Source organism: Sphingobacterium sp. 1.A.5, from assembly GCF_002734235.1.
GTDB lineage: Bacteria > Bacteroidota > Bacteroidia > Sphingobacteriales > Sphingobacteriaceae > Sphingobacterium > Sphingobacterium daejeonense.
In genome coordinates, this window is the sequence record NZ_PEBA01000001.1 from 302,588 (window position 1) to 328,163 (window position 25,576).

Annotated in this window: 18 protein-coding genes; 11 read left to right on the forward strand and 7 right to left on the reverse strand. The window is 38.6% G+C overall.

Going from position 1 to position 25,576, the window contains the following annotated elements; genetic code table 11:
• Positions 1–8: 8 nt before the first annotated feature.
• A complete protein-coding gene (locus CRT24_RS01455; RefSeq protein ID WP_257213917.1) occupies positions 9–842 on the forward strand; it encodes an MBL fold metallo-hydrolase in 834 nt (277 codons plus the stop codon).
• Between the two features lie 78 nt (positions 843–920).
• Here the strand turns inward: CRT24_RS01455 and CRT24_RS01460 are convergent, their stop codons facing one another.
• From CRT24_RS01460 to CRT24_RS01490, 7 genes are all read right to left on the reverse strand, one after another.
• Positions 921–1,796: a serine protease gene (locus CRT24_RS01460; RefSeq protein ID WP_099369473.1), complete on the reverse strand. Its 876-nt coding sequence runs from the start codon at positions 1,794–1,796 to the stop codon at positions 921–923.
• A 3-nt stretch (positions 1,797–1,799) separates the two neighbouring features.
• Positions 1,800–2,675, reverse strand: a complete 876-nt coding sequence (locus CRT24_RS01465) for a serine protease (protein WP_099369474.1) — start codon at positions 2,673–2,675, stop codon at positions 1,800–1,802.
• A gap of 117 nt (positions 2,676–2,792) precedes the next feature.
• Positions 2,793–3,491: a lipoyl(octanoyl) transferase LipB gene (gene lipB, locus CRT24_RS01470; protein WP_099369475.1), complete on the reverse strand. Its 699-nt coding sequence runs from the start codon at positions 3,489–3,491 to the stop codon at positions 2,793–2,795.
• Positions 3,492–3,500: 9 nt separating this feature from the next.
• The gene (gene hflX, locus CRT24_RS01475) at positions 3,501–4,691 is read right to left on the reverse strand and encodes a GTPase HflX (protein WP_099369476.1); all 1,191 of its coding nucleotides are present in this window, start codon (positions 4,689–4,691) and stop codon (positions 3,501–3,503) included.
• A gap of 93 nt (positions 4,692–4,784) precedes the next feature.
• Positions 4,785–6,890, reverse strand: coding sequence for an ATP-dependent DNA helicase RecG (recG, locus tag CRT24_RS01480; protein ID WP_099369477.1), 2,106 nt, complete (start codon positions 6,888–6,890; stop codon positions 4,785–4,787).
• A 79-nt stretch (positions 6,891–6,969) separates the two neighbouring features.
• Positions 6,970–7,359 carry a hypothetical protein gene (locus CRT24_RS01485; RefSeq protein ID WP_099369478.1) on the reverse strand — a complete coding sequence of 130 codons (390 nt, stop codon included), beginning with the start codon at positions 7,357–7,359 and terminating at the stop codon, positions 6,970–6,972.
• A gap of 426 nt (positions 7,360–7,785) precedes the next feature.
• Positions 7,786–8,172 (reverse strand): RidA family protein, encoded by a 387-nt coding sequence (locus CRT24_RS01490; RefSeq protein ID WP_099369479.1) that lies wholly within the window; start codon positions 8,170–8,172, stop codon positions 7,786–7,788.
• Positions 8,173–8,249: 77 nt separating this feature from the next.
• Here CRT24_RS01490 and nagA point away from each other — a divergent pair, with 77 nt between their 5' ends.
• The 10 genes from nagA (at position 8,250) to CRT24_RS01540 (ending at position 25,559) form a co-directional block, all read left to right on the forward strand.
• Positions 8,250–9,362 carry an N-acetylglucosamine-6-phosphate deacetylase gene (nagA, locus tag CRT24_RS01495; RefSeq protein ID WP_099369480.1) on the forward strand — a complete coding sequence of 371 codons (1,113 nt, stop codon included), beginning with the start codon at positions 8,250–8,252 and terminating at the stop codon, positions 9,360–9,362.
• A gap of 72 nt (positions 9,363–9,434) precedes the next feature.
• Positions 9,435–11,078, forward strand: a complete 1,644-nt coding sequence (locus CRT24_RS01500; RefSeq protein WP_099369481.1) for a glycoside hydrolase family 10 protein — start codon at positions 9,435–9,437, stop codon at positions 11,076–11,078.
• A gap of 353 nt (positions 11,079–11,431) precedes the next feature.
• Positions 11,432–12,664 carry an exo-beta-N-acetylmuramidase NamZ domain-containing protein gene (locus CRT24_RS01505; protein WP_099369482.1) on the forward strand — a complete coding sequence of 411 codons (1,233 nt, stop codon included), beginning with the start codon at positions 11,432–11,434 and terminating at the stop codon, positions 12,662–12,664.
• Between the two features lie 151 nt (positions 12,665–12,815).
• Positions 12,816–16,121 (forward strand): TonB-dependent receptor, encoded by a 3,306-nt coding sequence (locus tag CRT24_RS01510; protein ID WP_218962553.1) that lies wholly within the window; start codon positions 12,816–12,818, stop codon positions 16,119–16,121.
• Positions 16,122–16,140: 19 nt separating this feature from the next.
• A complete protein-coding gene (locus CRT24_RS01515; protein ID WP_099369484.1) occupies positions 16,141–17,880 on the forward strand; it encodes a RagB/SusD family nutrient uptake outer membrane protein in 1,740 nt (579 codons plus the stop codon).
• A gap of 62 nt (positions 17,881–17,942) precedes the next feature.
• Positions 17,943–19,772 carry a PQQ-binding-like beta-propeller repeat protein gene (locus tag CRT24_RS01520; protein WP_099369485.1) on the forward strand — a complete coding sequence of 610 codons (1,830 nt, stop codon included), beginning with the start codon at positions 17,943–17,945 and terminating at the stop codon, positions 19,770–19,772.
• Positions 19,773–19,785: 13 nt separating this feature from the next.
• Complete coding sequence (locus tag CRT24_RS01525; protein WP_099369486.1) at positions 19,786–22,254, forward strand: glycoside hydrolase family 9 protein; 2,469 nt, start codon at positions 19,786–19,788, stop codon at positions 22,252–22,254.
• Between the two features lie 70 nt (positions 22,255–22,324).
• Entirely contained in the window at positions 22,325–23,155 is an 831-nt protein-coding gene (gene murQ, locus CRT24_RS01530; protein WP_257213920.1) for an N-acetylmuramic acid 6-phosphate etherase, read from the forward strand.
• Positions 23,156–23,167: 12 nt separating this feature from the next.
• Positions 23,168–24,676: a sodium:solute symporter gene (locus tag CRT24_RS01535; protein ID WP_099369487.1), complete on the forward strand. Its 1,509-nt coding sequence runs from the start codon at positions 23,168–23,170 to the stop codon at positions 24,674–24,676.
• A gap of 67 nt (positions 24,677–24,743) precedes the next feature.
• Positions 24,744–25,559: a purine-nucleoside phosphorylase gene (locus tag CRT24_RS01540; RefSeq protein WP_099369488.1), complete on the forward strand. Its 816-nt coding sequence runs from the start codon at positions 24,744–24,746 to the stop codon at positions 25,557–25,559.
• Positions 25,560–25,576: the final 17 nt, after the last annotated feature.

Genomic DNA, 25,576 nt, shown 5'->3' on the forward strand with positions numbered 1-25,576 from the left:
TTTGCATTATGATTCGTTATGCTGCGCTGGCTTCTGGAAGTAATGGGAATAGCTACTATATTGCTAAAGGTAATACGGCCGTTTTGATAGATGCCGGAATCAATAACAAGCACCTTCATCTTCGAATGGCGGCATTGGGAATAAATCCTGCATCCATCAGTGCAATCTTCGTAACACACGAACATACAGATCATATTTGTGGACTTTCAGTCTTTGCCAAGCGTTATCAAATCCCAATCTACCTGACACAAGGGACTTATGAATCATCAAGGTTACAGCTCCCAGACTATTTGGTCAATTTCATAAAGTCTAATTCTGTCGTCAACCTGGAAGACCTCTCGGTTTACGGGATACCTAAATATCACGATGCACAAGAGCCATGTAGTTTTTTGGTGTCCGATGGGCATATCAATATTTCGGTACTCACGGATTTGGGAAGGATTTGTGACAATGTCAAGAAAGCTATCCGAATAGCAGACATATTGTTTCTAGAAGCGAATTATGACGAGCAAATGCTGCTGACAGGAAGATATCCTTACCACCTAAAAAATAGAATTAAAGGTGGTTGGGGCCATATTTCCAATGATTTGTCGTTAGGGGCTTTTCTCGACCATAGATCCGAACGCCTTAAACATCTAATCTTGGGGCATCTATCAGGAGAAAATAATACTGTTGACCTGGTAGAAAATTTATTTTTACCTCATTGTACAGAAATTAAGCTCTCAGTAGCAAAAAGAACCGAGTCAACAGCTTTGTTTCAAATTGCTAAACAAGTACAGGCAGAGATTCATGTTGAACATTATTCCTACCAATCTATTCAAGTAATAAATTACCAGCCATAAAAAAAACTTACTCCAGCATCGAGGGGGTTTGATGTGGAGTAAGTAGTATAGCCGTTTTAATTTAAAGGGAAGGATAGACTAGTTGATAAGGTTCCAAATCGTACTGACTGGAACTGCTTCTTTGATAACCATCTGCAGGTTTTTCTGCTCGGATTGGTCATAATAGAATGATTTTGTTAATGACACGATACCAGCGATATTGCCTTTGTTGTCAAAGATTGGCCCACCGCTTGATCCTGCTGCATAATCAGCAGTAATTTCCATTTTTCTGCTCATGACACCCATGTCATTTTCAATCATCCTGGCAACCCTACCAGTACTGAAATAGTAATAGTAAGACCGTGGATGTGTAATCGCAAAGACATCCATGCCAGCCTTAAGATCTTGCCCTAACGGGTTTGAAGCGATCTTTTTGCCGTTGGTGTTTGCTTTCAATATGGCGATATCGGCGGCCCTGTTATAAGTGACCACCGAATCTATAGTTAGAATAGTACCTCTGTAATCGGCTAAAATCAAGTGAATCGAAGTGTCAACATTACTCGGATCACCCGAACCAACACCCAAATCATCAATCATATGAAGATTGATCAAAAAATGACCATATTCAGAAATCGAAAATGCAGTGCCAGCACCATTGATTTTTAGCTTGTTAGATTTATTGGACCCATAAACCTGTAAAAATAAATAAACATTCGGAAGCCTCTTTTCGTAGATTTCTTCCGGGTACAATACCTTTTTTTCCGCCGTGGAAGGATGAAGGTCAATCTTGTGGTCCTCACGGTCAATATGAAATGTATTGTAAAACATGTTCACCTTCTTCATGTCAAATGATGGGTCATTTACCTCCTGTTCAAGCTTCTGTATCAATTTGCCACTATTGATATATTCTTGAGAAAAGGTGGTGAAGCTCATCAAGATGAAAACACAAATCCCAAATAATACTTTTAATTTCATAGCCTATTTTTTAATTAAAGCTTTTATCACAGAAACTGGTGCAGTGTGTCTCACGACCATTTGTAAACTCTGCTGTTTTTGTTGGTGGTAATAAAGGGATCGCGTTAAGGATACTATGCCTGCAATGTTGCCAAACTCATCGAAAATTGGACCTCCACTAGAACCAGCTGCGAAATCTGCCGATATCTCCATTTTACGTGAAAAGATATTGTCTTTGTTTTGGGTCATCCGGTTCACGATGCCAGCACTGAAATAATATAAATAGGACTTCGGATGAGCTATGATAAAAACATCATCCCCAGTTTCTAATTCATTGCCCAAAGGAAAAGCTTCGATTTTCTTGCCCTTTGTATTGGCTTTTATGATAGCAACATCGGCTTGCTCATTATAGCTACATACTGAATCAATCGGTAAAATGTTGCCTTCGAAATCAGCCAAAAAATAATAAACGCTTCGGTCTACAGCCTCTGGATCTCCAGATCCTGCATTCCATATATCAACCATATGATGATGATTTACACAGAAGTAGCCATCTTCAGAAATAGGAAACGCAGTAGCTGCATTGTCAATAGTCCTAGCTCCAGTATTTTCATTCAGGAAAATCTTTACAAAACGATAAACATTTGCCTTGTTGGTTTTAAAGACTTCTTTTTTACTGAGCTTTTTCTTGCGAGGAGAGATGGTCTTTACATCAACGATTTTATTCTTTTTGTCTAAATGAACAGTTTCGTAGACTTTTGTCAGTTCTTCCAATTTAAAATCGGGAGATCTAACTTGATTGACTAGTTTCATAAATAAAGCCTCCTCATCAATATACTCTTGACCATAGGAGCTCGAAACAATAAGAAATGAAAATATAAGTAAAAGGGTACTTCTCATAATTTATCCGTAAATACAATAGAAGACGCACAGATTAATAGATTGTCCCGAAAGAAATTCAAATCATAAAAAAAGCCATAAGATTTTGTCTTATGGCTTCCTTATTTTGTGGATAGGCTAATGCAAATTCATTTTAAAAAGATCTGCCAAATGCCTCTTTAGTTTTTGTTTTACTTCTTCAATATCAACTTTATAACCTAATTCCCGCTCTATGGAAGTGACATCCTTGTCGTCTATACCACAGGGAACTATATTCCCAAAATAATTCAAATCTGCATTTACGTTAAAAGCAAATCCGTGCATGGTAACCCACCTTGATGCCCTGACGCCCATGGCACATATCTTTCTAGCCCTATCGTTGTCAGGATCCAACCAGACACCAGTATAACCAGGGTATCTGCCTGCCTCAATCCCATATTCTGCTAAGGTCAAGATGATTGCTTCCTCCAAAGTGCGAAGGTATAAATGGATGTCAGTAAAGAAATTGTCCAAATCTAAAATTGGATATCCTACTATCTGCCCAGGACCATGGTAAGTAATGTCACCCCCTCTATTAATCTTATAGAATGTGGCTTCTTTCTCTTTCAAACCTTCCTCATCCAATAAGAGATACTCGAGATGTCCACTTTTACCCAAAGTGTAAACATGCGGATGCTCCGTAAAAATTAAATAGTTTGGAGTTGGATTCTGTTCGTTATTTACTCGATTGTCATGTTTGATAGCAAGGGTTTTTGCAAAAATCTCTTCTTGCTTGTCCCACGCTTCCTGATAATCCAACAATCCCCAGTCAATAAATTCTACTTCTTTGTTTTGCATTTTAAAATCCTAATACAATAGGTTGTTATACGGATATCTGGCGTTGTGCATTTTCACAACTACTTCATAAACCTTTTCCTTGAATTCTTCCACATTAATCTTGTCGGTCGCGGAAATGAAAATTGCAGGGTCTGCATTTTTTGCCATCCACGAATTCCTGAAATCATCCAAGGTAACTTTGATCTCTTCACCATCCTCATCTACTTCAATCGGCGGTTTGTAAGCGTCAATTTTATTGAAAACAGTAATAACGGGTTTGTCAACAGCGCCAATGTCCTTTAGAGTTTCATTAACGGCATGGATATGGTCTTCAAAATAAGGGTGTGAAATATCCACAACATGAATCAAAACATCTGCTTCTCGGACTTCGTCCAAAGTAGACTTAAAACATTCTACCAAGTGATGCGGTAATTTGCGGATAAATCCAACCGTATCAGACAATAAAAAAGGGAGATTGTCGATCACGACTTTCCTTACCGTAGTGTCAAGTGTAGCGAACAATTTGTTCTCAATCAACACATCCGATTTGGAAATCATATTCATGATCGTTGATTTACCAACATTGGTATATCCGACCAAAGCAACACGAATCATCTCTCCTCTATTCTTACGTTGGGTTTCATTTTGCTTGTCAATCGTTTTTAAACGGTCTTTTAACAAGGAAATCTTGTTTAAGATCATCCGTCTGTCACTTTCGATTTGACTCTCACCAGGTCCACGCATACCAATACCACCTCGCTGACGTTCCAAGTGAGTCCACATTCTTGTCAAACGAGGTAACAAGTATTGAAGCTGTGCCAATTCTACCTGAGTTTTCGCCTGTGCAGTCTTTGCATGTTTTGCGAAGATGTCAAGGATAAGGTTGGATCTGTCTAGCACTTTAATCTCAAAATACTTTTCAATATTTCTTAATTGAGATGGCGACAGCTCATCGTCGAATACCACCATGTCAATTTCCTCAGCCTTAATATATTCCTTGATTTCATCTAATTTCCCTGACCCTACAAATGTTGCGCGGTCTGGAAAAGCCAATTTCTGTGTAAAGACGCCCTTGGTTATACCACCTGCGGTGGTAACCAAAAACTCTAATTCTTCTAAATATTCTTTAGCGGTTTCATCAGAAACATCAGGAGTGATAACACTTACCAATACTGCTGTTTCTGGCTTTACTGCCGTGTCATGTATTTTAAATCTTGCCATTTATTGTTTTATGATATAACAAGTATGATTTGAAATGGTTCATACTCGTTTTAAGCTTATTTCAGAGGAAATAAGTTTACAAAGGTACGGAATTTAGGAGATTTTGTCCCAAGAAATAGCTGGCGCACTTCGGTTAAGATACTGAGCCAATAATTGATGCTGGGGTTCTTTAAGATTTGGATCCTCGTTAAAAATCTGAATCACCAATTGCCTAGCCTCTGAAAGAATGGCTTGATCTTTTGCAAGATCGGCAATTTTCATCTCCAATACGCCAGACTGCTGGGTTCCTGATAAATCGCCAGGTCCTCGCAGCTGAAGGTCAACTTCGGCAATTTCAAATCCGTCGTTCGTCCTGACCATGGTTTCAAGCCGAGTTCTACCTTCTTTGCTCAATTTGTTGCTGGACATCAAAATACAGAACGATTGTTCTGCGCCACGCCCAACACGACCCCGAAGCTGATGCAACTGAGAAAGACCAAAACGTTCGGAATTTTCAATAACCATTACCGAAGCATTTGGCACATTCACACCTACTTCAATTACAGTCGTAGCCACCATAATCTGGGTTTCGCCCTTGATAAATCGTTGCATCTCGAAATCTTTATCCTTCACCGGCATCTTTCCATGAACGATACTGATTCGGAAATCCGGAAGCGGAAACTCTCGCATCAATCCTTCAAGACCTGCTTCCAGATATAGAAGATCCATTTTCTCGCTTTCCTTAATCAATGGGTAAACAATGTAGACCTGCCTGCCTTTAGCGATCTCTTCCCGCATAAATCCAAACACCCGCAGACGTTGGTTTTCAAAGAAATGAACCGTCTTGATGGGCTTTCTTCCCGCTGGGAGTTCATCGATTACGGAAATATCCAGGTCACCGTACATCGTCATTGCCAATGTTCTTGGGATAGGTGTGGCAGTCATCACCAACATATGAGGTGGGATAGTGTTCTTTCGCCAAAGCTTGGCCCTTTGTTCAACACCAAATCGATGTTGCTCATCGATAACAACAAAGCCGATGTTCTTGAATTTTACCTTATCCTCGATTAATGCATGCGTTCCTATTAATATATCTAAAGTTCCGTCCTCTAGTTCTTGATGTATGATGCGTCTCTGTTTTGCGGGAGTCGACCCTGTCAACAGCCTAACATTGCAAATATCATCTCCCAAAAGAGATTTTAGACCATTGTAATGTTGGTTGGCTAATATTTCGGTAGGCGCCATCATACAAGCTTGAAAACCATTGTCCAAAGCTATTAACATGCTCATCAAAGCAACTACTGTTTTTCCAGATCCTACATCCCCTTGTACCAACCTGTTCATTTGAGCACCAGTATTACAGTCAAGCCGTATTTCTCTGACAACACGTTTTTGTGCATTTGTTAATGGAAAAGGCAATCTTTCATTGAAAAATGTATTGAATTTGTCACCTACTTCATTAAAAACATGGCCTTTGTATCTTTGTGTGTTAAGTTGTTTGTTTTTAAGCAGCCTCAGTTGGATGAAAAACAACTCTTCAAACTTAAGCCTTCTTTCCGCTGCTTTCATCAGCTGTTCATTTTGAGGAAAATGAATGCTCAGCAAGGCCTGTTGCAAAGGCATTAAAGTGTATTTCTCAAGAATGTAAGGAGGGAGTGTCTCAACAACTGTTCTTAAAGTAGTCTCCAGGGCCGTTTGTTGAAGTTTTTGAATTCCCTTACTGTCGAGATTGAATTTCTTCAATTTTTCAGTTGATGAATAAACAGGCTGCATGGTCATGTTGCCAACTTTTTTTGCCTGCTGATTATATAGCTCCATTTCCGGGTGAGTGATGGAAATTGTGCCGTTAAATTCTGTCGGTTTACCATAAATAATATATGCAGCACCAACTTTTAATCCTTTCTTCAACCATGCCAAGGATTGGAACCATACCAATTCCATCATTCCAGTATCATCCTTGAACTGAGCTACCAAACGTTTTCCACGCTTCTCGCCAATTTCTTGAAGACTCATCAATCTTCCCAAAACCTGAGCTCCAACCATGTCGGGATGCAACTCACGGATTTTGTGATACTTGGTCCGGTCAATATATCGAAAGGGATAGTCCTGAAGCAAATCTCCAATCGTAAAGATTTGAAGTTCTTTCTTCAGCACATCGGCCTTTTGTGGACCTACGCCTTTCAGATATTCGATAGGAGTAATTAAAGATAAATCTGCCATGGGATAGATAATCCCACTAAATTAATAAAATTTGGAATTCTCTAGCATGACAGATTTATTTTCGCTGTCTTAGGCTTGTCTAATTGTTGTAAACAAACTCCGGTTTACCGTCTTTGCAGATAACTCCATTAGGTGCTTGAACAACAGAACAGTCAGATACGATTTTGTATTTTATGTTAAATTCTTCTTCTGCCTCAGAATAATCTTCCACCATATCCTTGAACTTATCTACATCAATGGAATTTGAATAAGCGATGTAGCCTTGCGGACCTCCACACGCTTTGGAACCGTATGGAATAAATTCCCAATCATTGGAATCTGTACAAGGAACGGAGTTTGCCAAATCCGTGATTTCGTCAAACATTTTTCTCAATTCAAGTTCGTCTTGAGCTCTATCGTCATCAGTGTTTTTTTCGCACGAAGTGAATCCAATAAGTAGGGTAATCAATAAAAAAAATGTCGTTCTCATAAAGTAAAATGTTTAAAGATTTACGTCAGTGTATGGAATTATAACGTGAATAATAAGTGTTGCGCTACTTACAGTAATCACAAGGAGAACAATTCATATTCCCATTTCGTTGAAATTTATAAACTACGAACCTGTTTTAGGTTGGAAAATATGAGAAGTAGTTTAAAAATGAAAAATGGTTTTTTGACTAAGAAAACGAAAGGACTCTTCATAGAGACCTTGTTCGCATGTTTATTTTAGGTAGATGTAGGGCAAAATTAAATATTGGATAAATATTCAATTATTTATCCATTTAAAAAGTGACTTTTGTTACCTTTTTTAAAAAAATTTTGAATTAAGGGCGAAAAGTTGATTAAATTATTGAATGAACAGTCGAAATTAAAAATAGTTTAAAAAAAATTTCGACTGTTTGAAATAAGGTCTTGATTATGCTTTCCAAGCAATTACAGAGATTTCAACATTAACCTCTTTGGGAAGAGTCTTAACTGCTACGCATTCTCTTGCTGGTTGATTGTCTTTAAAGTATTCAGCATATACTTCATTTACAGTTGCGAAATAATCCATGCTGCTCAAGAAAATTGAAGTCTTTACTACATCTGAATAATCATAGCCTGCATTTTTTAAGATTGCCCCAACATTTTTTAATACTTGATGTGCTTCGTCTGCGACACCTGTTGTTATTAATTCCATCGATTCAGGAATCAAAGGGATTTGGCCAGATACATATAAGGTTTTATCAGTTTTGATTGCTTGATTATAAGGGCCAATCGCCGCCGGTGCTTTGTCAGTGTTTAAGATTTCTTTTTGTGCCATATTGAAAATATTGATGGTCTAATATACGATTAGACAATTGGATTTTCAACAAAAGGGAACAATAACTAACTTGCAGTATGAAACAGAAAATAGCCCTTGTAAATGGTAAGATTTATAACGAGTATCAAATTTATGATCAACATGCACTTCTAATAGATGCTGATAAAATTGCAGGAATTGTTCCACAAAATGATGCCCCAGGCAATTTTCAGGTGATCGATGTACAGGGAGCGAATATATGTCCAGGATTGATAGACCTACAGATTTATGGTACTGCTGATGATCTATTCTCAGCGGAGCTTACAGTTGAATCAATCCATAGAATTGAACAGAACCTGTTGAAACAAGGATGTACATCTTTTGTATTATGTTTAGCAACCAATACACTCGAACTGTTTAAGGATGCTATTCAAGTTTTTGGAAAAGCGAATCCTAAGGTCGCATTGGGATTGCACCTTGAAGGACCTTTCTTAAACGCAGCGAAAAGAGGTGCCCATCCAGCGGAGCTGATCCAAAGAGCAACCGTAGACCTGTTGAAATCAGTCGTGGAAGGGAATGAGCATATCGTGAGGATGATGACCGTTGCCCCTGAACTAACTTCACAAGATTGTATAGACTATTTAAATGAAAACAACGTTTTAGTTACTGCGGGACATAGTGCAGCTACTTTTAAGGAAGCAACAGAAGCATTCGACAATGGAATTCCTGCAGTAACTCATTTATGGAATGCGATGTCTCCACTTCATCATCGTGATATTGGGCTGCCTGGAGCAGCATTTAACCATGATGAGGTATGTGCATCCATTATTGTAGATGGAATCCATGTAGATTTTGAAGCGGTGAAAATTTCAAAAGAAATGATGAAGGAACGCTTGTTTCTCATTACAGATGCGGTTGCAAAATGTGATAAAGGGATTTATCAGCATGTGTTCAATGAAGACCATTATACCATGCCCGACGGAACATTGTCAGGATCTGCGCTTAGTATGTTGAAAGCCGTAGAAAACTGTGTCAAAAAAGTAGGAATCAGCCTTGATGAAAGCCTTAGAATGGCAACTCTATATCCTTCAAGATTAATCAAAAGGAATGATTTGGGCAATTTGAACTCTGGTTCTGTGGCAAATGTCCTTGTGTTTGATCATGATTTTAAAGTGCAAAGCGTTGTTTTTCAAGGGGAAATGATTATTTAATTTATAAAGAATAAGTTACAATTAGTGGGAAACCTCACAAAAACCTTAGTTTTGTGGGTTAAGAACGAATTTATGATGAGAAGATTTATTAATCTTTGCCTTTTTGTGCTGATGGTGGCGGTAGTGCTGTCATGTAGTTCCAGAAAAAGAGGGAAAGTATTGCAACAGCCAACAACTGCTGTTAACAAAGATGTACCTGCAGAAACTCCAAAACCTGTTGAAAGACCTGTAGCGAATAAAACAAATACCAAACAGCATGCTGAAAAAGTAGCCGAGAAAAAACCCGTTGAAAAACCAGTTTTCAAAGCTAACCTTCCAAATGTTCCAAGAGAGTTTAGAGCAGCGTGGGTAGCAACTGTTGCTAATATAAACTGGCCAAGTAAAAACAACCTGACCACTGAACAACAGAAAATAGAAGCGATCAGATTGTTGGATCTATTGAAGAACAACAATTTTAATGCAGTTATATTTCAAGTTAGACCATCTGCAGATGCATTGTATAAGTCAAGCCTAGAACCTTGGTCTTATTTTTTGACCGGGACAACAGGGAAAGCTCCTAATCCATATTACGATCCATTGGAATTTTGGGTGGAAGAAGCACATAAGCGTGGCCTAGAACTGCACGTATGGCTAAACCCATATCGCGCACACCACAGCAATGGCGGAACAGTAACTAGTGAGTCTTTGGTCCGTAAATCTCCTGATAATGTCGTTCGCCTGAGAAATGGAATGTATTGGTTTGACCCTGCGAGCCAAGAAACTCAAAACCATGCTGCAGCAGTAGTTATGGATATCGTAAAAAGATACGATATTGATGGTGTTCATTTTGATGACTACTTCTATCCATATGCAACCTATAATGGGGGTGCTGATTTTCCTGATGACAAAACTTGGTTTGCCTATAAAAAATCAGGCGGAAATCTTTCAAGACCAGACTGGAGAAGAGATAATGTCAACAAATTCATCAAAAGAGTATATACTGAAATCAAAAAAGAAAAACCTGCTGTTAAGTTTGGGTTGAGCCCATTCGGGATCTGGAAACCTGGATATCCTTCCGGAGTAACAGGGTCTTCTCAATACGACGAACTTTATGCAGATGCCAAATTATGGTTGAATGAAGGCTGGATAGACTATTTTACACCGCAACTATATTGGCCTATTGACCCTCCAAGACAAAGTTTTACAAGCTTATTGAAATGGTGGCAATCAGAAAATAAACATAACCGTCATCTTTGGCCAGGATTAAACACTGTAGAAGTAAGAGCAGCGAATAGGGTTGATGAAATTAAAAGACAGATTGCAGTAACTAGGGAAGTTATCCCGAATAGCGTGGGTGCAGTTCACTGGAGTATTGCAGGCTTGACAAAAAACCCGGCCTTATTAAAAGCATTGCATGATGGACCATATTCTCAAAAAGCATTAGTGCCAGCTTCGCCATGGTTGTCTTCAAATCCAATTCTGAAGCCAACGCTATTATTGACGAATCAGCCAAGCAGCGTTTTTGTGAAATGGCTCCATAAGCAACCAGAACAAGTATTTAAGTGGGTGGCATATGCTCGTTATGGTGATTCTTGGGATATCCAGATTCTGGATGGACCTCAGTCTGAATTAAGTTTGCCTAAAAACAAAGATGGACATAAATTGAATGCAGTGGCCGTAAAACCAATCGACAGATTAGGTAACGAAGGTGACTATGCAGGTGAAGCGATTGAATAAAAGATATAATTTGAATATTGTGAATCGGCAGGATGAGAATATCATTCTGCCGATTTTTTTTACACTCGATACAAACCAACGAAAAGTCACATAAATGTTACTTATAAGTGTATTTTATACACATTTACGTGCAATCGGTTGCGGAGCTAAACCCATTAATCAGCTAAATTTCAACGATTCTAAGGAAATTTATTCTCTTGACCTGAACATTTTCTATTCTGATTTATGCGTGTTTCATGCGTATTTTTGCCAAGTCTGACAGAATTTGCTATTCAGTTTGCTTTATTATGCGGTATTTATTTTAATTTTATGCAGGTTTTATAGCCAAACTAAATGAACCAAGCAATTAATTAATGGGAAACATACTCTTATATTCTGCCGTATTAGGTCTTTTGTTAACCAGCAGTTGTGGTGCCAACAAAAACAGAAATGCAGGTACTGCTCAAAGCCAAACTGTTGATTCTATTCAGCAACAGACGATTGTTCCAGCTGCGGACCAACTTTCTGCCTATTTACCTTTGCTAAAAGGCAAAAAAGTAGGATTGATGGGCAATCAAACTTCTGTTGTAGGTAAACAGAATGAACACCTAGTTGATGTTTTATTAAGAGAGAAAGTTGACCTGAAATTTGGTTTCGCGCCAGAACACGGTTTCCGTGGCGATATCGAAAGAGGAGAAAAGGTAAGCAACGATGTTGATTCTAAAACCGGACTTCCATTGTTCACCCTGTATGGCGGCAATGAAAAACAAGATTCTATAGTACAATCCATCGATGTCATGATTTTTGACCTCCAAGATGTGGGAGCGCGTTTCTATACGTATATCACTTCTTTGCATCGCGTGATGGAGCTTTGTGTAAAACACAATAAAGAATTGATCGTGTTGGATAGACCAAACCCTTGCGGTGACCAAGTTGATGGCCCCGTGCGCAAAGACGATAAATTTAAATCCAATGTTTCTTACCATAAAATCGCCATGGTCCACGGACTTACGGTCGGCGAATTGGCAAAAATGATTAATGGTGAAAAATGGTTGGAACAAGGTAAACAATGTAAACTAACCGTTATTCCAGTTCAGAACTATACACATTCTAGTATGTATGAGCTACCTGTAATTCCATCCCCAAGCTTGCCAAACCACCTTTCTGTCCGTTTGTATTCATCTTTATGTTTATTTGAAGGTACAGATATTTCTGTTGGTCGTGGTACTGATTGGCCTTTTCAAGTAGTAGGATACACGAATCCAGTTTATGGAGATTTTACTTTTACTCCAACAGAAAAAGCCGGTATGGCAAAACATGTGGAAGGAAAAGGAGCTGTAAACTATGGCTTGGACCTTCGTGGCCTAGATGCTGACAAACAAAAATTCACTTTAAAATACGTGCTCGATTTCTATAACAAAATGCCTGATAAGTCTAAGTTTTTTGCAAGAGCAGAATTCTTCGATAAACTTGCTGGAACTGATGAGCTGAGAAAACAGATCCTTGCAGGAAAAACCGAAGATCAAATCCGCGAAAGCTGGAAACCTGAATTGGATGAGTACAAGAAAATGAGAAAACAATATTTGATCTACCCAGATTTCGAATGAAAAACAAGCATGTGAGGGCTCAATATTAATTGAGCCTATTCGCATTAACGATGTCTCATAGATCCTAAAATGAATAAAACCGGTAGCCATCAGTAAGGGTGTAAAACCGAATTATGATAACAAAAATTATAAATTATTAACTATTAAAGCAATGCGAAGACTTCTACTCTTTTCTATCGCTCTAGGCTTAACAATGCCGACTTATGCGTCTTTTAACGCAAACAAAGGCGTTGTTGCACTAGGAAACCATGCTGGCTGGACAAAGGCTTCATCGGTGCTGCAAAATACCGTAACGGGTACTGTAAGCGGACCGGACGGACCTATCAAAGGTGCGACTGTTTCAGTAGTGGGTTCATCTGTTACAACTGTAACAGATGACAATGGTAAATATACCATTACTGCTGATGTTGGTTCGAAACTTAGGGTATCATTTGTAGGGTTCCAAACCAAAGAAGTGTCAGTGACAGGTAATACTGTCAATGTAGCACTAGAATCTGGTGAAGACATCATTGATGAGGTTGTTGTAGTTGGTTATGGTACGCAAAAACGTTCTAACGTAACAGGGGCAGTTAGTTCTGTTGATGTTGAAAAAACATTTAAAACTAGACCGATTACTGATGTTGGTAAAGCGCTGCAAGGCTCGGTTCCAGGGTTAACAATCACAACTCCAAGTGGGGACTTGGGTACAAACCCAACCATCAGGTTGAGAGGGGTGACTGGATCATTGAATGCAGGATCTGCTTCTCCATTAATTTTAGTGGATAACGTAGAAGTACCGAATCTTCAAATGGTAAACCCTGAAGATATAGCTAGTGTTTCTGTTTTAAAGGATGCTGCATCAACTTCAGTTTATGGTACTCGTGCTGCGTGGGGGGTGATTTTGATTACAACCAAAACTGGTAGAAAAGATTCTCCCAATCAACTATCCTATTCTAATAACTTTGCTTGGCAAAGACCTACTGAAGTATTAGATATTGCGGATGCTGCTGATGGTGCAGAAGTTGCTTTAAAAGCATTGCAACGTACTAACCCAAACACAGATGTTTTTGGTGCAGTTGGAGTTTACTATGACCAACTTGCTATCGATAAAATGCGTGAATGGGAGAGCCAATACGGTGGTCAAGATTTAGGCCCTGAAATGGTAGAAGGAAGAGACTGGGAAGTTCGTGGTGGTAGATTGTTCTTTTACAGGCCTTGGGATGCACCAGGAATGTATATGAAAGATTATGCACCTCAACAAACTCATAATATTAATATGAATGGTGGTAGTAGTACTATTTCATATAACCTTGGATTAGGTTACATTAATCAGGGTGGGGTTTTAAAAGTAAATCCAGATAAGTTTACTCGCTATAACGTCAATGGAGCTGTTGATGCAAAAATCAATAAATGGATTTCTGCACGAAGTAAATTCATGTATTCTAACACATTGAAAACTGCTCCATATTCTTTTGGTGGTGGTACTTACGATCCTTGGTTCTATCTATATAGATGGCAAAAAGTATTCCCATACGGTACGATCGATGGAAATCCAATGCGTAACTCAATCACAGAGGTTGAACAAGCTAAAATGAATGAGTATAAAATGGGCATGACTCGTATTAATTTAGGTGCAACAGTAAATATTATTGAAGGTCTAACTTTCGATGCAGACTACACATACACCAACTGGGGAGCTAGAGACCATATCGTTGGTGGTTCTGTTAAAGGTGTTGACTTTTGGGCAGGCGGAGGAGAAATGCCTTATCGCACATTTACTTCAGCTTCTCATGATCGTGTAAATTATACTTCTTATTACCAAGATCGACAAGTGTTTAATGGTTTCTTCAATTATAACAAGGCTTTTGGAGACCATGACTTGAAATTCACTGTTGGTATGAACATGGAAATGTATGAAGGTGGAGATCATTATTCGCAAAAAACATTGTTAATGGATCCTGATAAAGGAGAATTAGCATTAGCTACAGGTGTTCAAACAGCAGGTAGTACACTAGGTAACTGGGCAACTTTGGGATACATCGGACGCGTGAACTATGCTTATAAAAATAAATACCTTTTACAAGTTAGTGGTCGTCAAGATGGATCATCTAGATTCCCTTCATCAAATAGATGGGCATTCTTCCCAGCAGTTTCTGCAGGTTGGGTGGTAACCGAAGAGAACTTTATGCAAGATTTGAAACCATACCTTTCATTCTTGAAATTTAGAGGTTCATATGGTATGATAGGTAACCAAAATGTAGGTGCAAATGCATTTATTTCTACTATGCCTAGTTCATCTTCAGGATGGTTAGTAGGTGATGCATTTCTTTATACTGTAGCAACACCAAATGTTGTTTCCCCGATATTAACTTGGGAAAAGGTTACGGATTTAGATATTGGTGCTGATGCAGGCTTCTTCAATGATCAACTGAATGTTACATTTGATTGGTTTAAAAGAACTACGAGCGATATGCTAAGTAGTGGTGCCACTTTGCCTTCCTCATTTGGAGCTACACCTCCACGTGTAAACTATGGTGCAATGGAAACCAAAGGATGGGAAACAGAAGTTAAATTTAGACATGCGTTTGATAATGGTCTGTTCTTCAGTATTGGTGGTCAGTTAAGTGATTTCACAGAACGAATTACCAAATTCAATAATGCTACAAGATTGATTTCTTCAAATTATGAAGGCCGTGTAATTGGTGAGATTTGGGGATACGAAACAGATCGTTTCTTCACTAATGATGATTTCCAACAAGATGCTAGTGGTCAACTTCTTAAAGATGATGCTGGAAAATGGATCTTAAATGAAGGAATTGCTGATCAAACTGAATTTGAAAGTGGATGGTTTTTCTATGGTCCTGGTGACATTAAATACAAAGATTTGAATGGTGACGGAAAGATCTCAACTGGAGATGGTTCTGTTGAAAATCCTGGCGATAGAAAAATTATCGGTAATTCTAATCCAAGATGGCAATATGGCTTTAGATTGGATATGGAATACAAAGGCTTTGATTTAGGTGTATTTTTCCAAGGAGTCGGAAGACGTGAACAATGGGCAAGTGGAACAGTGTTTATTCCAGGTTTCAGACCAGGAGAAGCATGGTACCAACACCAATTGGATTATTGGACAGAAGAAAATCCTAATGCTTTCTATCCTCGTCCAACAGACCAAGGTCAAAGTAATAGCATACGAAACTTCATGCCTCAAACTAAATATTTGATGGATATGTCTTATTTACGTCTGAAAAACTTAACGTTTGGTTATTCTTTACCTAAACATATTGTAGAGAAAGCTAAATTAAGTAGACTACGCGTATTTTTCAGTGGAGAGAACTTGTTCGAGAAAAAGAATACAAATATTCCTATTGACCCTGAAACAGACTATACTTCTTGGGGTCTTAATGATGGTAACTCTTTTGGTAGAGTTTATCCATTCAAGAGATCGTATTCATTTGGTGTTCAGGTAGGTTTATAATTCAAATTGATTCAATATTATGAAATTAATCAATAAGATCGTTGTAGCTATCAGCTTTTTAGGTGCAACAGCAGTATTTTCATCTTGTAGTAAAGACTTTTTGGAGAAATATCCTCAAGATACTATGACTGATGAAGATTTTTGGACCAAAGAAGAAAATGTAAGAACATTTTCCTACGGTTTTTATACAGGATTTTTTAGTGGATATGGTTCTGGTTACTCTTGGGGAAATTATTTTTCAGGTCAAGCCTTTAATGATGATTTTGCAAGTTCAAGTCCTGGTGAATTCACTAAAATAGTTCCAGAATCTGGTGGTGGTTGGAGTTTTACATGGGTCAGAAAGGCAAATGTATTTATCGAAAGGATTAAAACTGTACCAATGGAGGAGGAAGCAATTGCTCATTGGACTGGTGTAGGTAGGTTCTTCCGTGCAATGGAATACCATGACTTGGTTAGCCGCTTTGGTGATGTGCCTTGGTATGAAAATGTTATTTCTGAAACTGACATCGAAACTTTATACAAACCTAGAGACCCAAGAGGTGTAGTGGTTGATAAGATGTTGGCTGATTTGCAATATGCAGCTGAAAACGTAAGAGTGACTGATGTCGGTGAAAAAGGCTTACATGTAAACAAAGATGTTGTGTTAGCATATATGTCTAGAATAATGTTGTTCCAAGGAACTTGGTTAAAATATCATACGAATGATCAAGCAAGAGCTAAAACTTATTTAGAGGCTGCAAAATGGGCAGCTGCTGAATTAATTAATTCTAAGAGGTATTCCTTAGGCAACAATTATAGAGATCTATTTACTTCATTAAGCTTAACAGGAAATCCTGAAATGATTATGTACAGACGCTATGTGACTGGGTTGTTAACCCACTCTCTAATGTCCTACAATAATAGAGAGCCTCAAACCGGTATTTCTCGCGATGCGGTTAGAAGTTACTTAGCTAAAGACGGTCTTCCTGTTGATCAATCTCCTTTATACAAAGGTGATCATTCAATTGCTGATGTAATGACTGATAGGGATCCTCGCTTAAGCCAAACCGTAACTCCTGATATCCGATTAACTGGTGTGAACTCTAATGCAAGTACTTCTGGATATGCGGTATTAAAATTCTTAAATGAAACTGTAAAGAATGAACCAGAAGGTTCAGGAAGTTTGAATCAAACTGATGCGCCAGTGATACGATTAGGAGAGGTTTTGGTGAACTATGCTGAAGCTGCTGCTGAATTAGGTAATATTTCTCAAAGCGATCTAGATATGTCTATTAATGTGCTTAGAAATAGAGCAGGTGTGAATATGCCAAAATTAGAGGTGTCTGGACAATCGGCTTTAGTAGGTGGTGTAGCGATTAATGATCCTGAACGTGATCCTACGGTTTCTGCCATTCTTTGGGAAATAAGAAGAGAAAGAAGAGTAGAGTTAATGATGGAAGGCTTCCGTTATAATGACTTAAGAAGATGGAAAAAACTTCCAACAATGGATACCAATAATAATCCTAAAATTAACTTAGGAGCATGGATCAATAAAGATCATTATAAAGATGCAAATGGTAAATTGTTGGTTGAAAATCTAACAGTTGTAAATGGTCCAACAAATAGAATCGGATACATTAAACCAGCTTTCAAACCAGAAACTCAAAGAATTTTCACTGGAGAAAAAGTTTATTTGAATCCTCTTCCAAAAGATCAAATTAGGCTTTATAAAGATCAAGGTGTAGATTTGAAACAGAACCCAGGTTGGGAAACTGAATAATTATTAATAAAATAAAAGGCTAGAGCAATTCTAGCCTTTTATTTATCACCATTTAAGCTGTTATGAAAAGAATTCTATTTTTGCTGTTCCTATTACCTTTTACCTTATTTTCTCAAAACTTCAAGTTTGCTCAGGTAACCGATACCCATGTGGGCGGTGCTACAGGAGCTGATGATTTACGCAGAACCGTTCTGGACTTAAATCAACAGCAGGGCATTGACTTTGTGATTCTCTCCGGAGATGTTACTGAGTTCGGATCTGACGAGGAGCTGGCATTGGCCAAACAGATCTTGGATAGTTTGAACTTGCCGCTATATGTGATTCCAGGAAATCACGACAGCAACTGGTCGGAAAGTGGGGCGAATAGTTTCAGGAAGGTTTTCGGAGCTGAAACGTTCTTTTTTGAACATAAAGGAATACAATTTATAGGAACCACCTCAGGCCCCAATATGCGGATGAGTCCGGGCCAAGTACCTCGGGAAAATCTCGTCTGGATGGATTCTGTGTTTAAGGCAAACCCTGACCAAAAAAAGCCATTGATTGCCATCAACCATTACCCCCTAGATTCTTCACTCAACAATTGGTATGAAAATATCAACCGTATCAAAACTCGGAATGTACAATTGGCTTTGTGTGGACACGGGCACAACAACCATCTGTATGATTGGGAAGGTATTCCGGGCGTAATGTCTCGATCGAACCTTCGTGCTAAAGAAGAAGTTGGAGGCTATAATATCATTACAATTTCTCCAGATTCTGTGTTCTTTCAAGTTAGAAAACCGCAAGTCGCTACTGAAAACTATTGGTTGAAATTGCCGCTGCAAAAAATCAATCCGAATGCTTTCGAGAATGTCAAAAGACCAAATTATGACCTTAATAAAAACAGTCTGGCGAAGGTGGTTTGGGAATATGAAGACCATGGCGATATCGGCGCAGGAATAAGTACAGATGGCAGATCCATGTTCACCGCGAATACGGTTGGCGAAGTTTATGCCTTGGACTTAAGATCGGGTCAAAAGAATTGGTCATTTAAAACAGGAGGGAAAGTGTATTCTACACCTGCTTACCATAACGGGGTTGTGATTGTAGGTTCTTCTGACCATTTTATTTATGGGCTGAATGCGAAAACAGGCGAGCTTATTTGGAAAACAGAGGCGAATAAAGCTGTATTGGGATCTCCCGCAGTTGCAAAAGGCAAAGCTTATATTGGATCTTCTGATGGAATATTTCGTGCTATCGATGTTAAGTCGGGCAAAACTATATGGACTTTTGACCAGGTAAAGGGATATGTATCCACTTTGCCTACACTTGCGGACGGAAAAGTAATTTTTGGAAGTTGGCAAAATGGTTTTTATGCTTTGGATCAAAAGTCGGGCAAATTAATCTGGGAATGGAGTAATGGTCATGCCAACCGTATGTTTTCAGCTGCAGCATGTTATCCGGTCGTAGTGAACAACAGCGTATTTATTGTAGCTCCAGATCGGTTTATGACGGCTATTGACCTGAAGTCAGGCAAAACTGTATGGCGCGAAAAGAAAGATGAATACCGAGTTAGAGAGTCAATGGGCCTATCGAAAGATAAAAAGCTGGTTCTCGCGAAAACAATGGATGGTGAGTTGATTGGAGTGCCTAACAATGCTGATAAAATGGACATTAGTTGGAAGGCAAAATTAAAATTACCATATGAATTAGCTCCGACTGCTATTTATAGCAATTCAAAATATATATTTGTACCTAGCGATAAGGGATTGTTGACTGCCGTAGATCCAAAATCTGGTGAAACAGCTTGGCAGTACAAGATATCCAATGGTATGATCAATCCGCCTTTGGTGCTGAAGGACAGAGTTGTTGTCAGTACAATGGATGGGAAAATCGTAATGCTAACCTATTAAACCTGTATTAATAATGCATAAATTATTGTCCTTAATGGTTTTTGTTCTATGTGCATTTCAAGTATTTGCACAAGAGAATTCCTGGATTCGTATCAATCAATTGGGTTATTTGCCAAATAACAAAAAGGTTGCGGTCTGGGTAACAAAGTCCAATAATGGGATCAAAAAATTCAATATCGTTGATAAGGCTACCAATAAATCTGTGTTTACTGGGAAAGCTGGCAAGGAGTTTGGAAAATATGGGCCTTTCACAAAAGGCTATAGGTTAGACTTCAGTAAATTCTCCCAGGATGGCGAATATTTTGTTTTGGCTGATGACGGCACGAAATCACCAACCTTTAAGATCAATGCTGATGTATACAAGGGTACTGCTGATTTTGCCCTTCGCTATATGCGTCAACAAAGAACTTTGTTCAATCCCTACTTAAAGGACAGTTGCCATACGCATGATGGATTTACTATGTATGCCAGTTCGGTTGGAATGCCTGATAGCACAAGAGTAGAAGTTGCCGGTGGATGGCACGATGCTTCTGATTATTTGCAATATGCTACGACTTCGGCAAATGCAACTTATCATTTATTAGCGGCATATCGCGATTTCCCATCGGTATTCACGGATGAGAAGTTAGCTAATGGCTTGGACGGCAAAAATGGAATTCCCGATGTTTTAGATGAAGCCATTTGGGGTTTGGACTGGTTGGTAAAGATGCACCCGCAGCCCAATATCATGTTCAATCAGATTGCAGATGATCGTGACCATACAAAAATGAGATTGCCGGGACAGGATTCCGTCTATGGAAGAGGTCATGAAAGACCTGTGTATTTTATAGATGGAAATCCTCAGCAAAGAGGCAAATTCATGAACAATACTACCGGAACAAGTTCCACTGCGGCCAAATTTGTCAGTGCTTTTGGGCTAGGTCATCAATTATTAAAAGAACAGAACTCACAATACGCAGATTTGCTGAAAGAAAAAGCTGGTACGGCTTATCAATATGCTTATATCAAGCCGGGAGTAACTCAAACAGTATCGGTCAAATCTCCTTATATCTATGCTGAAGACAATTGGGTAGATGATATGGAATTGGCTGAAGCAACCATGTTCAACCTAAACAATAATAAAGATCATATCCAAAAAGCCCTGGATTTTGCTAGACAGGAAAAAATAACTCCTTGGATGCAACGTGATACGGCCAATCATTACCAATATTATCCTTTTATTAATCTTGGTCACTTTGAATTGGCAAAATCTTCCGATGGAAAGGTAAAGAAAGAAGCACTTCAATATTATAAACAAGGAATTGAGGAAGTCAATGCACGTGCCCAAGAAAATATGTTTTTGCGGGGTGTGCCATTTATTTGGTGCAGCAATAACCTAACAACATCCTTTGCCATTCAATGTCTATGGTATAGGGACGCATCGGGTGACAAGCAATTTGAAGAACTAGAACAGGCTAATATTGATTGGTTGTTTGGTGCGAATCCTTGGGGAACTAGCATGGTTTATGGATTACCTGAGCATGGTGACACACCAACAGAGCCTCATTCAGCGTTTACATATTTACACAACTATCCCATAGACGGTGGGTTGGTCGATGGACCGGTTTATTCTGCCATATATAATAATCTGATAGGAATACAACTGTATAAACCTGATACGTATGCACAATTTCAAAGTGACCTTGTAGTTTATCATGATGATTTTGGGGATTACAGTACGAATGAACCTACAATGGATGGGACAGCATCCTTGATTTATTTACTTTCCGCGAAGGAGGGTGAATCAAAAAAAAAAAGAATAATTGATTCGCAAGGAGCAATTATTCGTGGTGACAGCAGTAAAAGGCAGATAAGCCTGATTTTTACTGGCGATGAATTCAGGGAAGGTTTGCAAACTGTTGCACAAACCTTGGAAAAAACAGATATCCCTGGCAGCTTTTTCGTGACCGGCAGATTCTTAGAAGATAAAAAGGCCGCTAAGGTTTTGAAAAAATTAAACCAAAAAGGGCATTATGTAGGGCCACATTCAGATCAACACCTACTATATGCGCCTTGGGAGAATAGAGATAGCTTATTGTTAAGCAAGAATGAATTTGAAGCAGATCTCATGGCCAATGTTCAGAAACTGAAGGCATTAGGGATCAAGGATGTCAATAAATTTGTTGCACCGTATGAGTGGTACAACAAGCAGATAGCAGAGTGGAGCCATGGTTTAGGACTTGAGCTCTATAATTTTACTCCAGGCTTAAGGACTGCTGCTGATTATACGTTTCCAGAAATGGGTAAGCGATATATGTCAACAGAAGCGATTGTGAAGCAACTGCTTGAGCATGAAGTTAATAATGGGCTGAATGGATATATTGTTATCATACATCTAGGTACAGATCCTAAAAGAGTAGATAAATTATTTAATCAATTAGAAAGACTAATTGATTTATTGAAGAATAAAAATTATAAATTCGTCCCTTTAGACGAAATATAAAGGATGCGTGTTTTTGCGTTTTTTATTAAAAAGTCGCATATTTACGAAAAGTTATTGAAAAGTATTGCAAATGCAGAAGGTTATGATCAACACAACGGAGAAAGATTCCAATTATCAGGACTTGGATAAAATGTCAGTTCAAGAGATCCTGGCGAATATAAATAATGAAGATAAGACTGTTCCAGTAGCCGTTGAGAAGGTAATTCCTCAAATTGAGGCTTTGGTAAAAGTTGTTGTTGATAGGATGAAATCCGGAGGCCGATTATTTTATATCGGTGCGGGTACTTCAGGCCGTTTAGGGATTTTGGATGCATCAGAATGCCCACCTACATATGGGGTTCCATTTGATTGGGTTATTGGTCTTATTGCTGGTGGAGACACTGCGATCCGTAAAGCTGTTGAATTTGCTGAAGACGATGTTGAACAAGCGTGGAAGGACCTTGAAGAATATGCAATCAATGAAAATGACTTTGTTATCGGCATTGCAGCATCAGGGACTACACCTTATGTAATCGGAGGTTTGGAGAAAGCCAATGAAATGGGAATTGCTACAGGCTGTTTGGTTTGCAATGGAAATTCTCCAATTGCTGCGAGAGCACAATTTCCTATCGAGGTAATCGTTGGTCCTGAATTCGTAACAGGTTCAACCCGTATGAAGGCAGGGACAGCACAAAAACTTGTTCTTAACATGATCAGTACTGCGGTGATGATCCAAATGGGTAGAGTAAAAGGGAACAAAATGGTCGATATGCAACTTTCTAACCATAAGTTGGTCGGCAGAGGTGTTCGTATGGTAATGGCTGAAACAGGAACGGATGAAGAAACTGCAACAGCATTGATTGAAGAGTTCGGAAATGTCCGCAAAGCGATCGATAACTATAACCTTAAAAAACATAATTAATCTCGACTACCTATGTCACCAATTATTCTTTTAACCTTTATTGTGGTGTATTTTGGGATTCTTTTGGCTGTAGCACATTTTACATCCAAGAAATCATCAGATAACTCCACATTCTTTGTGGCAAACAGAAATGCCAAATGGTACATGGTTGCCTTTGGTATGATCGGTACCGCCTTATCTGGAGTAACTTTTATTTCCGTTCCTGGAGATGTAGGAAATGCTCCAGCTGGACTAGAACCAAATAATTTTAGTTATTTCCAATTTGTATTAGGGAATGCAATAGGCTTTATTATTATTGCTTATGTGCTCCTGCCGCTCTATTACAGAATGAACCTTACCTCGATCTATACCTATTTAGAGGAAAGATTAGGGCATAAATCCTATAAATCCGGAGCTATGATCTTCTTGATCTCCAGGACTATAGGTTCTGCATTTAGACTTTATCTTGTTGCAATCGTATTGCAGCGTTATATTTTTGATGCTTGGGGAGTGCCATTTATTCTGACCGTTGCGGTATGTTTAGTTTTGATTTGGCTCTACACAAACAAGGGTGGACTAAAAACAATCATTATCACAGATACGCTCCAGACCACTTTCCTTTTATTGGCGGTATTGTTGTCCATTTATTTTATGGCGGATGGTCTTGGATTGACGGTATTCGAAGCCTTTGAAAAAGTCAAAGAAAGCTCTTATTCTAAAATATTTATTTGGGAGAACCTATTGGGCGACCCTAGGAATATTTGGAAACATGTGATTGGTGGTATTTTTGTAACAATTGCAATGACAGGTCTAGACCAAGACTTGATGCAAAAGAACCTGAGTATGAAAACCATTAAGGAGGCTCAAACCAATATGATGACTTTCACAGGTATATTTGTCATTATAAATATCTTTTTCTTATGTGTAGGTGCTTTATTGTATTTCTATGCAGATGCGAACGGTATTAGTGTGGCTGACCTAGGTAAATCTGATTATCTGTATCCAGAAATTGCACTGAGACACCTATCTATCTTACCGGGTATTATCTTTATGATGGGCCTTACTGCAGCTACGTTTGCAACAACGGACTCTGCCTTGACTGCTTTGACAACTTCATATTGTGTGGATTTCTTGAACTTTAATAAGAAAGAAAATCCTAATGATCCAAAATTGGTGAAACAACGTAATATTGTGCATTTGGCATTTTCAGTGGTGATGCTTTTGGTTATTCTACTGTTCCATGTCATCAATGATGAATCTGTTGTTTCTGCAATATTCAAGATCGCGGGATATACTTATGGACCTTTATTGGGTTTGTTCTCATTCGGTATTTTGACCAAAAGACGAGTGAACGACAATTGGGTTCCTTATATCTGTGTGATCTCTCCAATTTTGATTTTCTTGTTGACGCAATATGTATTGCCTCATACAGCATACAAGATCGGTTTCGAACTGATCGTATATAATGGCTTGATTACATTTATCTTGTTGTGGTTGACTTCCCCTGGGAAAGTTAGAAAACCAATGACAGCAGTTAAATAAGCCATTTCATTGATTTGTGTGTGCAAAAAAATAACAGTAAGTTTGATTAAATAGTTTTTTTGCACACATGTATCATATGATTGAAGAATCTATCCAATCTATACGCCGTAAAATCGGCGATTTCACCCCAGAATTCGGTATCATCTTAGGCACTGGCCTTGGAAAACTTGTAGAGGAAATCGATGTGGAATTTCAAATGATGTATTCCAATATTCCAAATTTCCCAATTTCTACCGTTGAATTTCATACAGGAAAACTGATTTTCGGAACATTAAATGGGCGCAAGGTCGTTGCCATGCAAGGAAGGCTTCATTATTATGAGGGCTATACGATGCAGGAAATAACCTTTCCTATACGCGTCATGAAAGGTCTGGGCATCCAAAAATTATTTGTATCCAATGCTTCAGGATCCCTCAACCCGGATATCCGAAAAGGTGATATCGGTATTATTGAAGACCATATCAACCTGTTGCCGGATAATCCGCTTCGCGGAAGCAATGATGATGACTTAGGTCCAAGGTTCCCAGATATGAGTCAACCTTATAATTTCAAAATGGTAGACCAAGCTATGGACATTGCCTTCAATCTTGGAGTTAGGGCGCATAAAGTAGTCTATGTTTCAGCACCGGGACCAAACTTGGAAACACGTGCCGAATACAGGTATATGCGAATCATTGGTGGCGATATCGTAGGAATGAGCACCGTTCCGGAGGTCATTGTAGCAAATCATATGGGGATTCCCGTTTTTGCCATATCTGTCATTACAGACGAAGGTTTTCACAGAGATTTAAAACCAGTTTCATTGCAAGAAATTGTTGACGTAGCCTCAAAAGCAGAACCTAAAATGACAAGTATTTTAAAAGAATTAATTGCAATGCAATAATTTTGGTTTTTTGCGCT

Excerpts from the sequence above, each read along its gene's own strand:
- CRT24_RS01515 (WP_099369484.1), top strand. The coding sequence starts at position 16,141 with ATGAAATTAATCAATAAGATCGTTGTAGCTATCAGCTTTTTAGGTGCA.
- CRT24_RS01500 (WP_099369481.1), top strand. The coding sequence starts at position 9,435 with ATGATGAGAAGATTTATTAATCTTTGCCTTTTTGTGCTGATGGTGGCG.
- CRT24_RS01460 (WP_099369473.1), bottom strand. The coding sequence starts at position 1,796 with ATGAAATTAAAAGTATTATTTGGGATTTGTGTTTTCATCTTGATGAGC.
- CRT24_RS01540 (WP_099369488.1), top strand. The coding sequence starts at position 24,744 with ATGTATCATATGATTGAAGAATCTATCCAATCTATACGCCGTAAAATC.
- lipB (WP_099369475.1), bottom strand. The coding sequence starts at position 3,491 with ATGCAAAACAAAGAAGTAGAATTTATTGACTGGGGATTGTTGGATTAT.
- recG (WP_099369477.1), bottom strand. The coding sequence starts at position 6,890 with ATGGCAGATTTATCTTTAATTACTCCTATCGAATATCTGAAAGGCGTA.
- CRT24_RS01490 (WP_099369479.1), bottom strand. The coding sequence starts at position 8,172 with ATGGCACAAAAAGAAATCTTAAACACTGACAAAGCACCGGCGGCGATT.
- CRT24_RS01485 (WP_099369478.1), bottom strand. The coding sequence starts at position 7,359 with ATGAGAACGACATTTTTTTTATTGATTACCCTACTTATTGGATTCACT.
- CRT24_RS01505 (WP_099369482.1), top strand. The coding sequence starts at position 11,432 with ATGGGAAACATACTCTTATATTCTGCCGTATTAGGTCTTTTGTTAACC.
- murQ (WP_257213920.1), top strand. The coding sequence starts at position 22,325 with ATGCAGAAGGTTATGATCAACACAACGGAGAAAGATTCCAATTATCAG.
- CRT24_RS01535 (WP_099369487.1), top strand. The coding sequence starts at position 23,168 with ATGTCACCAATTATTCTTTTAACCTTTATTGTGGTGTATTTTGGGATT.
- CRT24_RS01455 (WP_257213917.1), top strand. The coding sequence starts at position 9 with ATGATTCGTTATGCTGCGCTGGCTTCTGGAAGTAATGGGAATAGCTAC.
- CRT24_RS01525 (WP_099369486.1), top strand. The coding sequence starts at position 19,786 with ATGCATAAATTATTGTCCTTAATGGTTTTTGTTCTATGTGCATTTCAA.
- CRT24_RS01510 (WP_218962553.1), top strand. The coding sequence starts at position 12,816 with ATGCGAAGACTTCTACTCTTTTCTATCGCTCTAGGCTTAACAATGCCG.
- hflX (WP_099369476.1), bottom strand. The coding sequence starts at position 4,691 with ATGGCAAGATTTAAAATACATGACACGGCAGTAAAGCCAGAAACAGCA.
- nagA (WP_099369480.1), top strand. The coding sequence starts at position 8,250 with ATGAAACAGAAAATAGCCCTTGTAAATGGTAAGATTTATAACGAGTAT.
- CRT24_RS01465 (WP_099369474.1), bottom strand. The coding sequence starts at position 2,675 with ATGAGAAGTACCCTTTTACTTATATTTTCATTTCTTATTGTTTCGAGC.
- CRT24_RS01520 (WP_099369485.1), top strand. The coding sequence starts at position 17,943 with ATGAAAAGAATTCTATTTTTGCTGTTCCTATTACCTTTTACCTTATTT.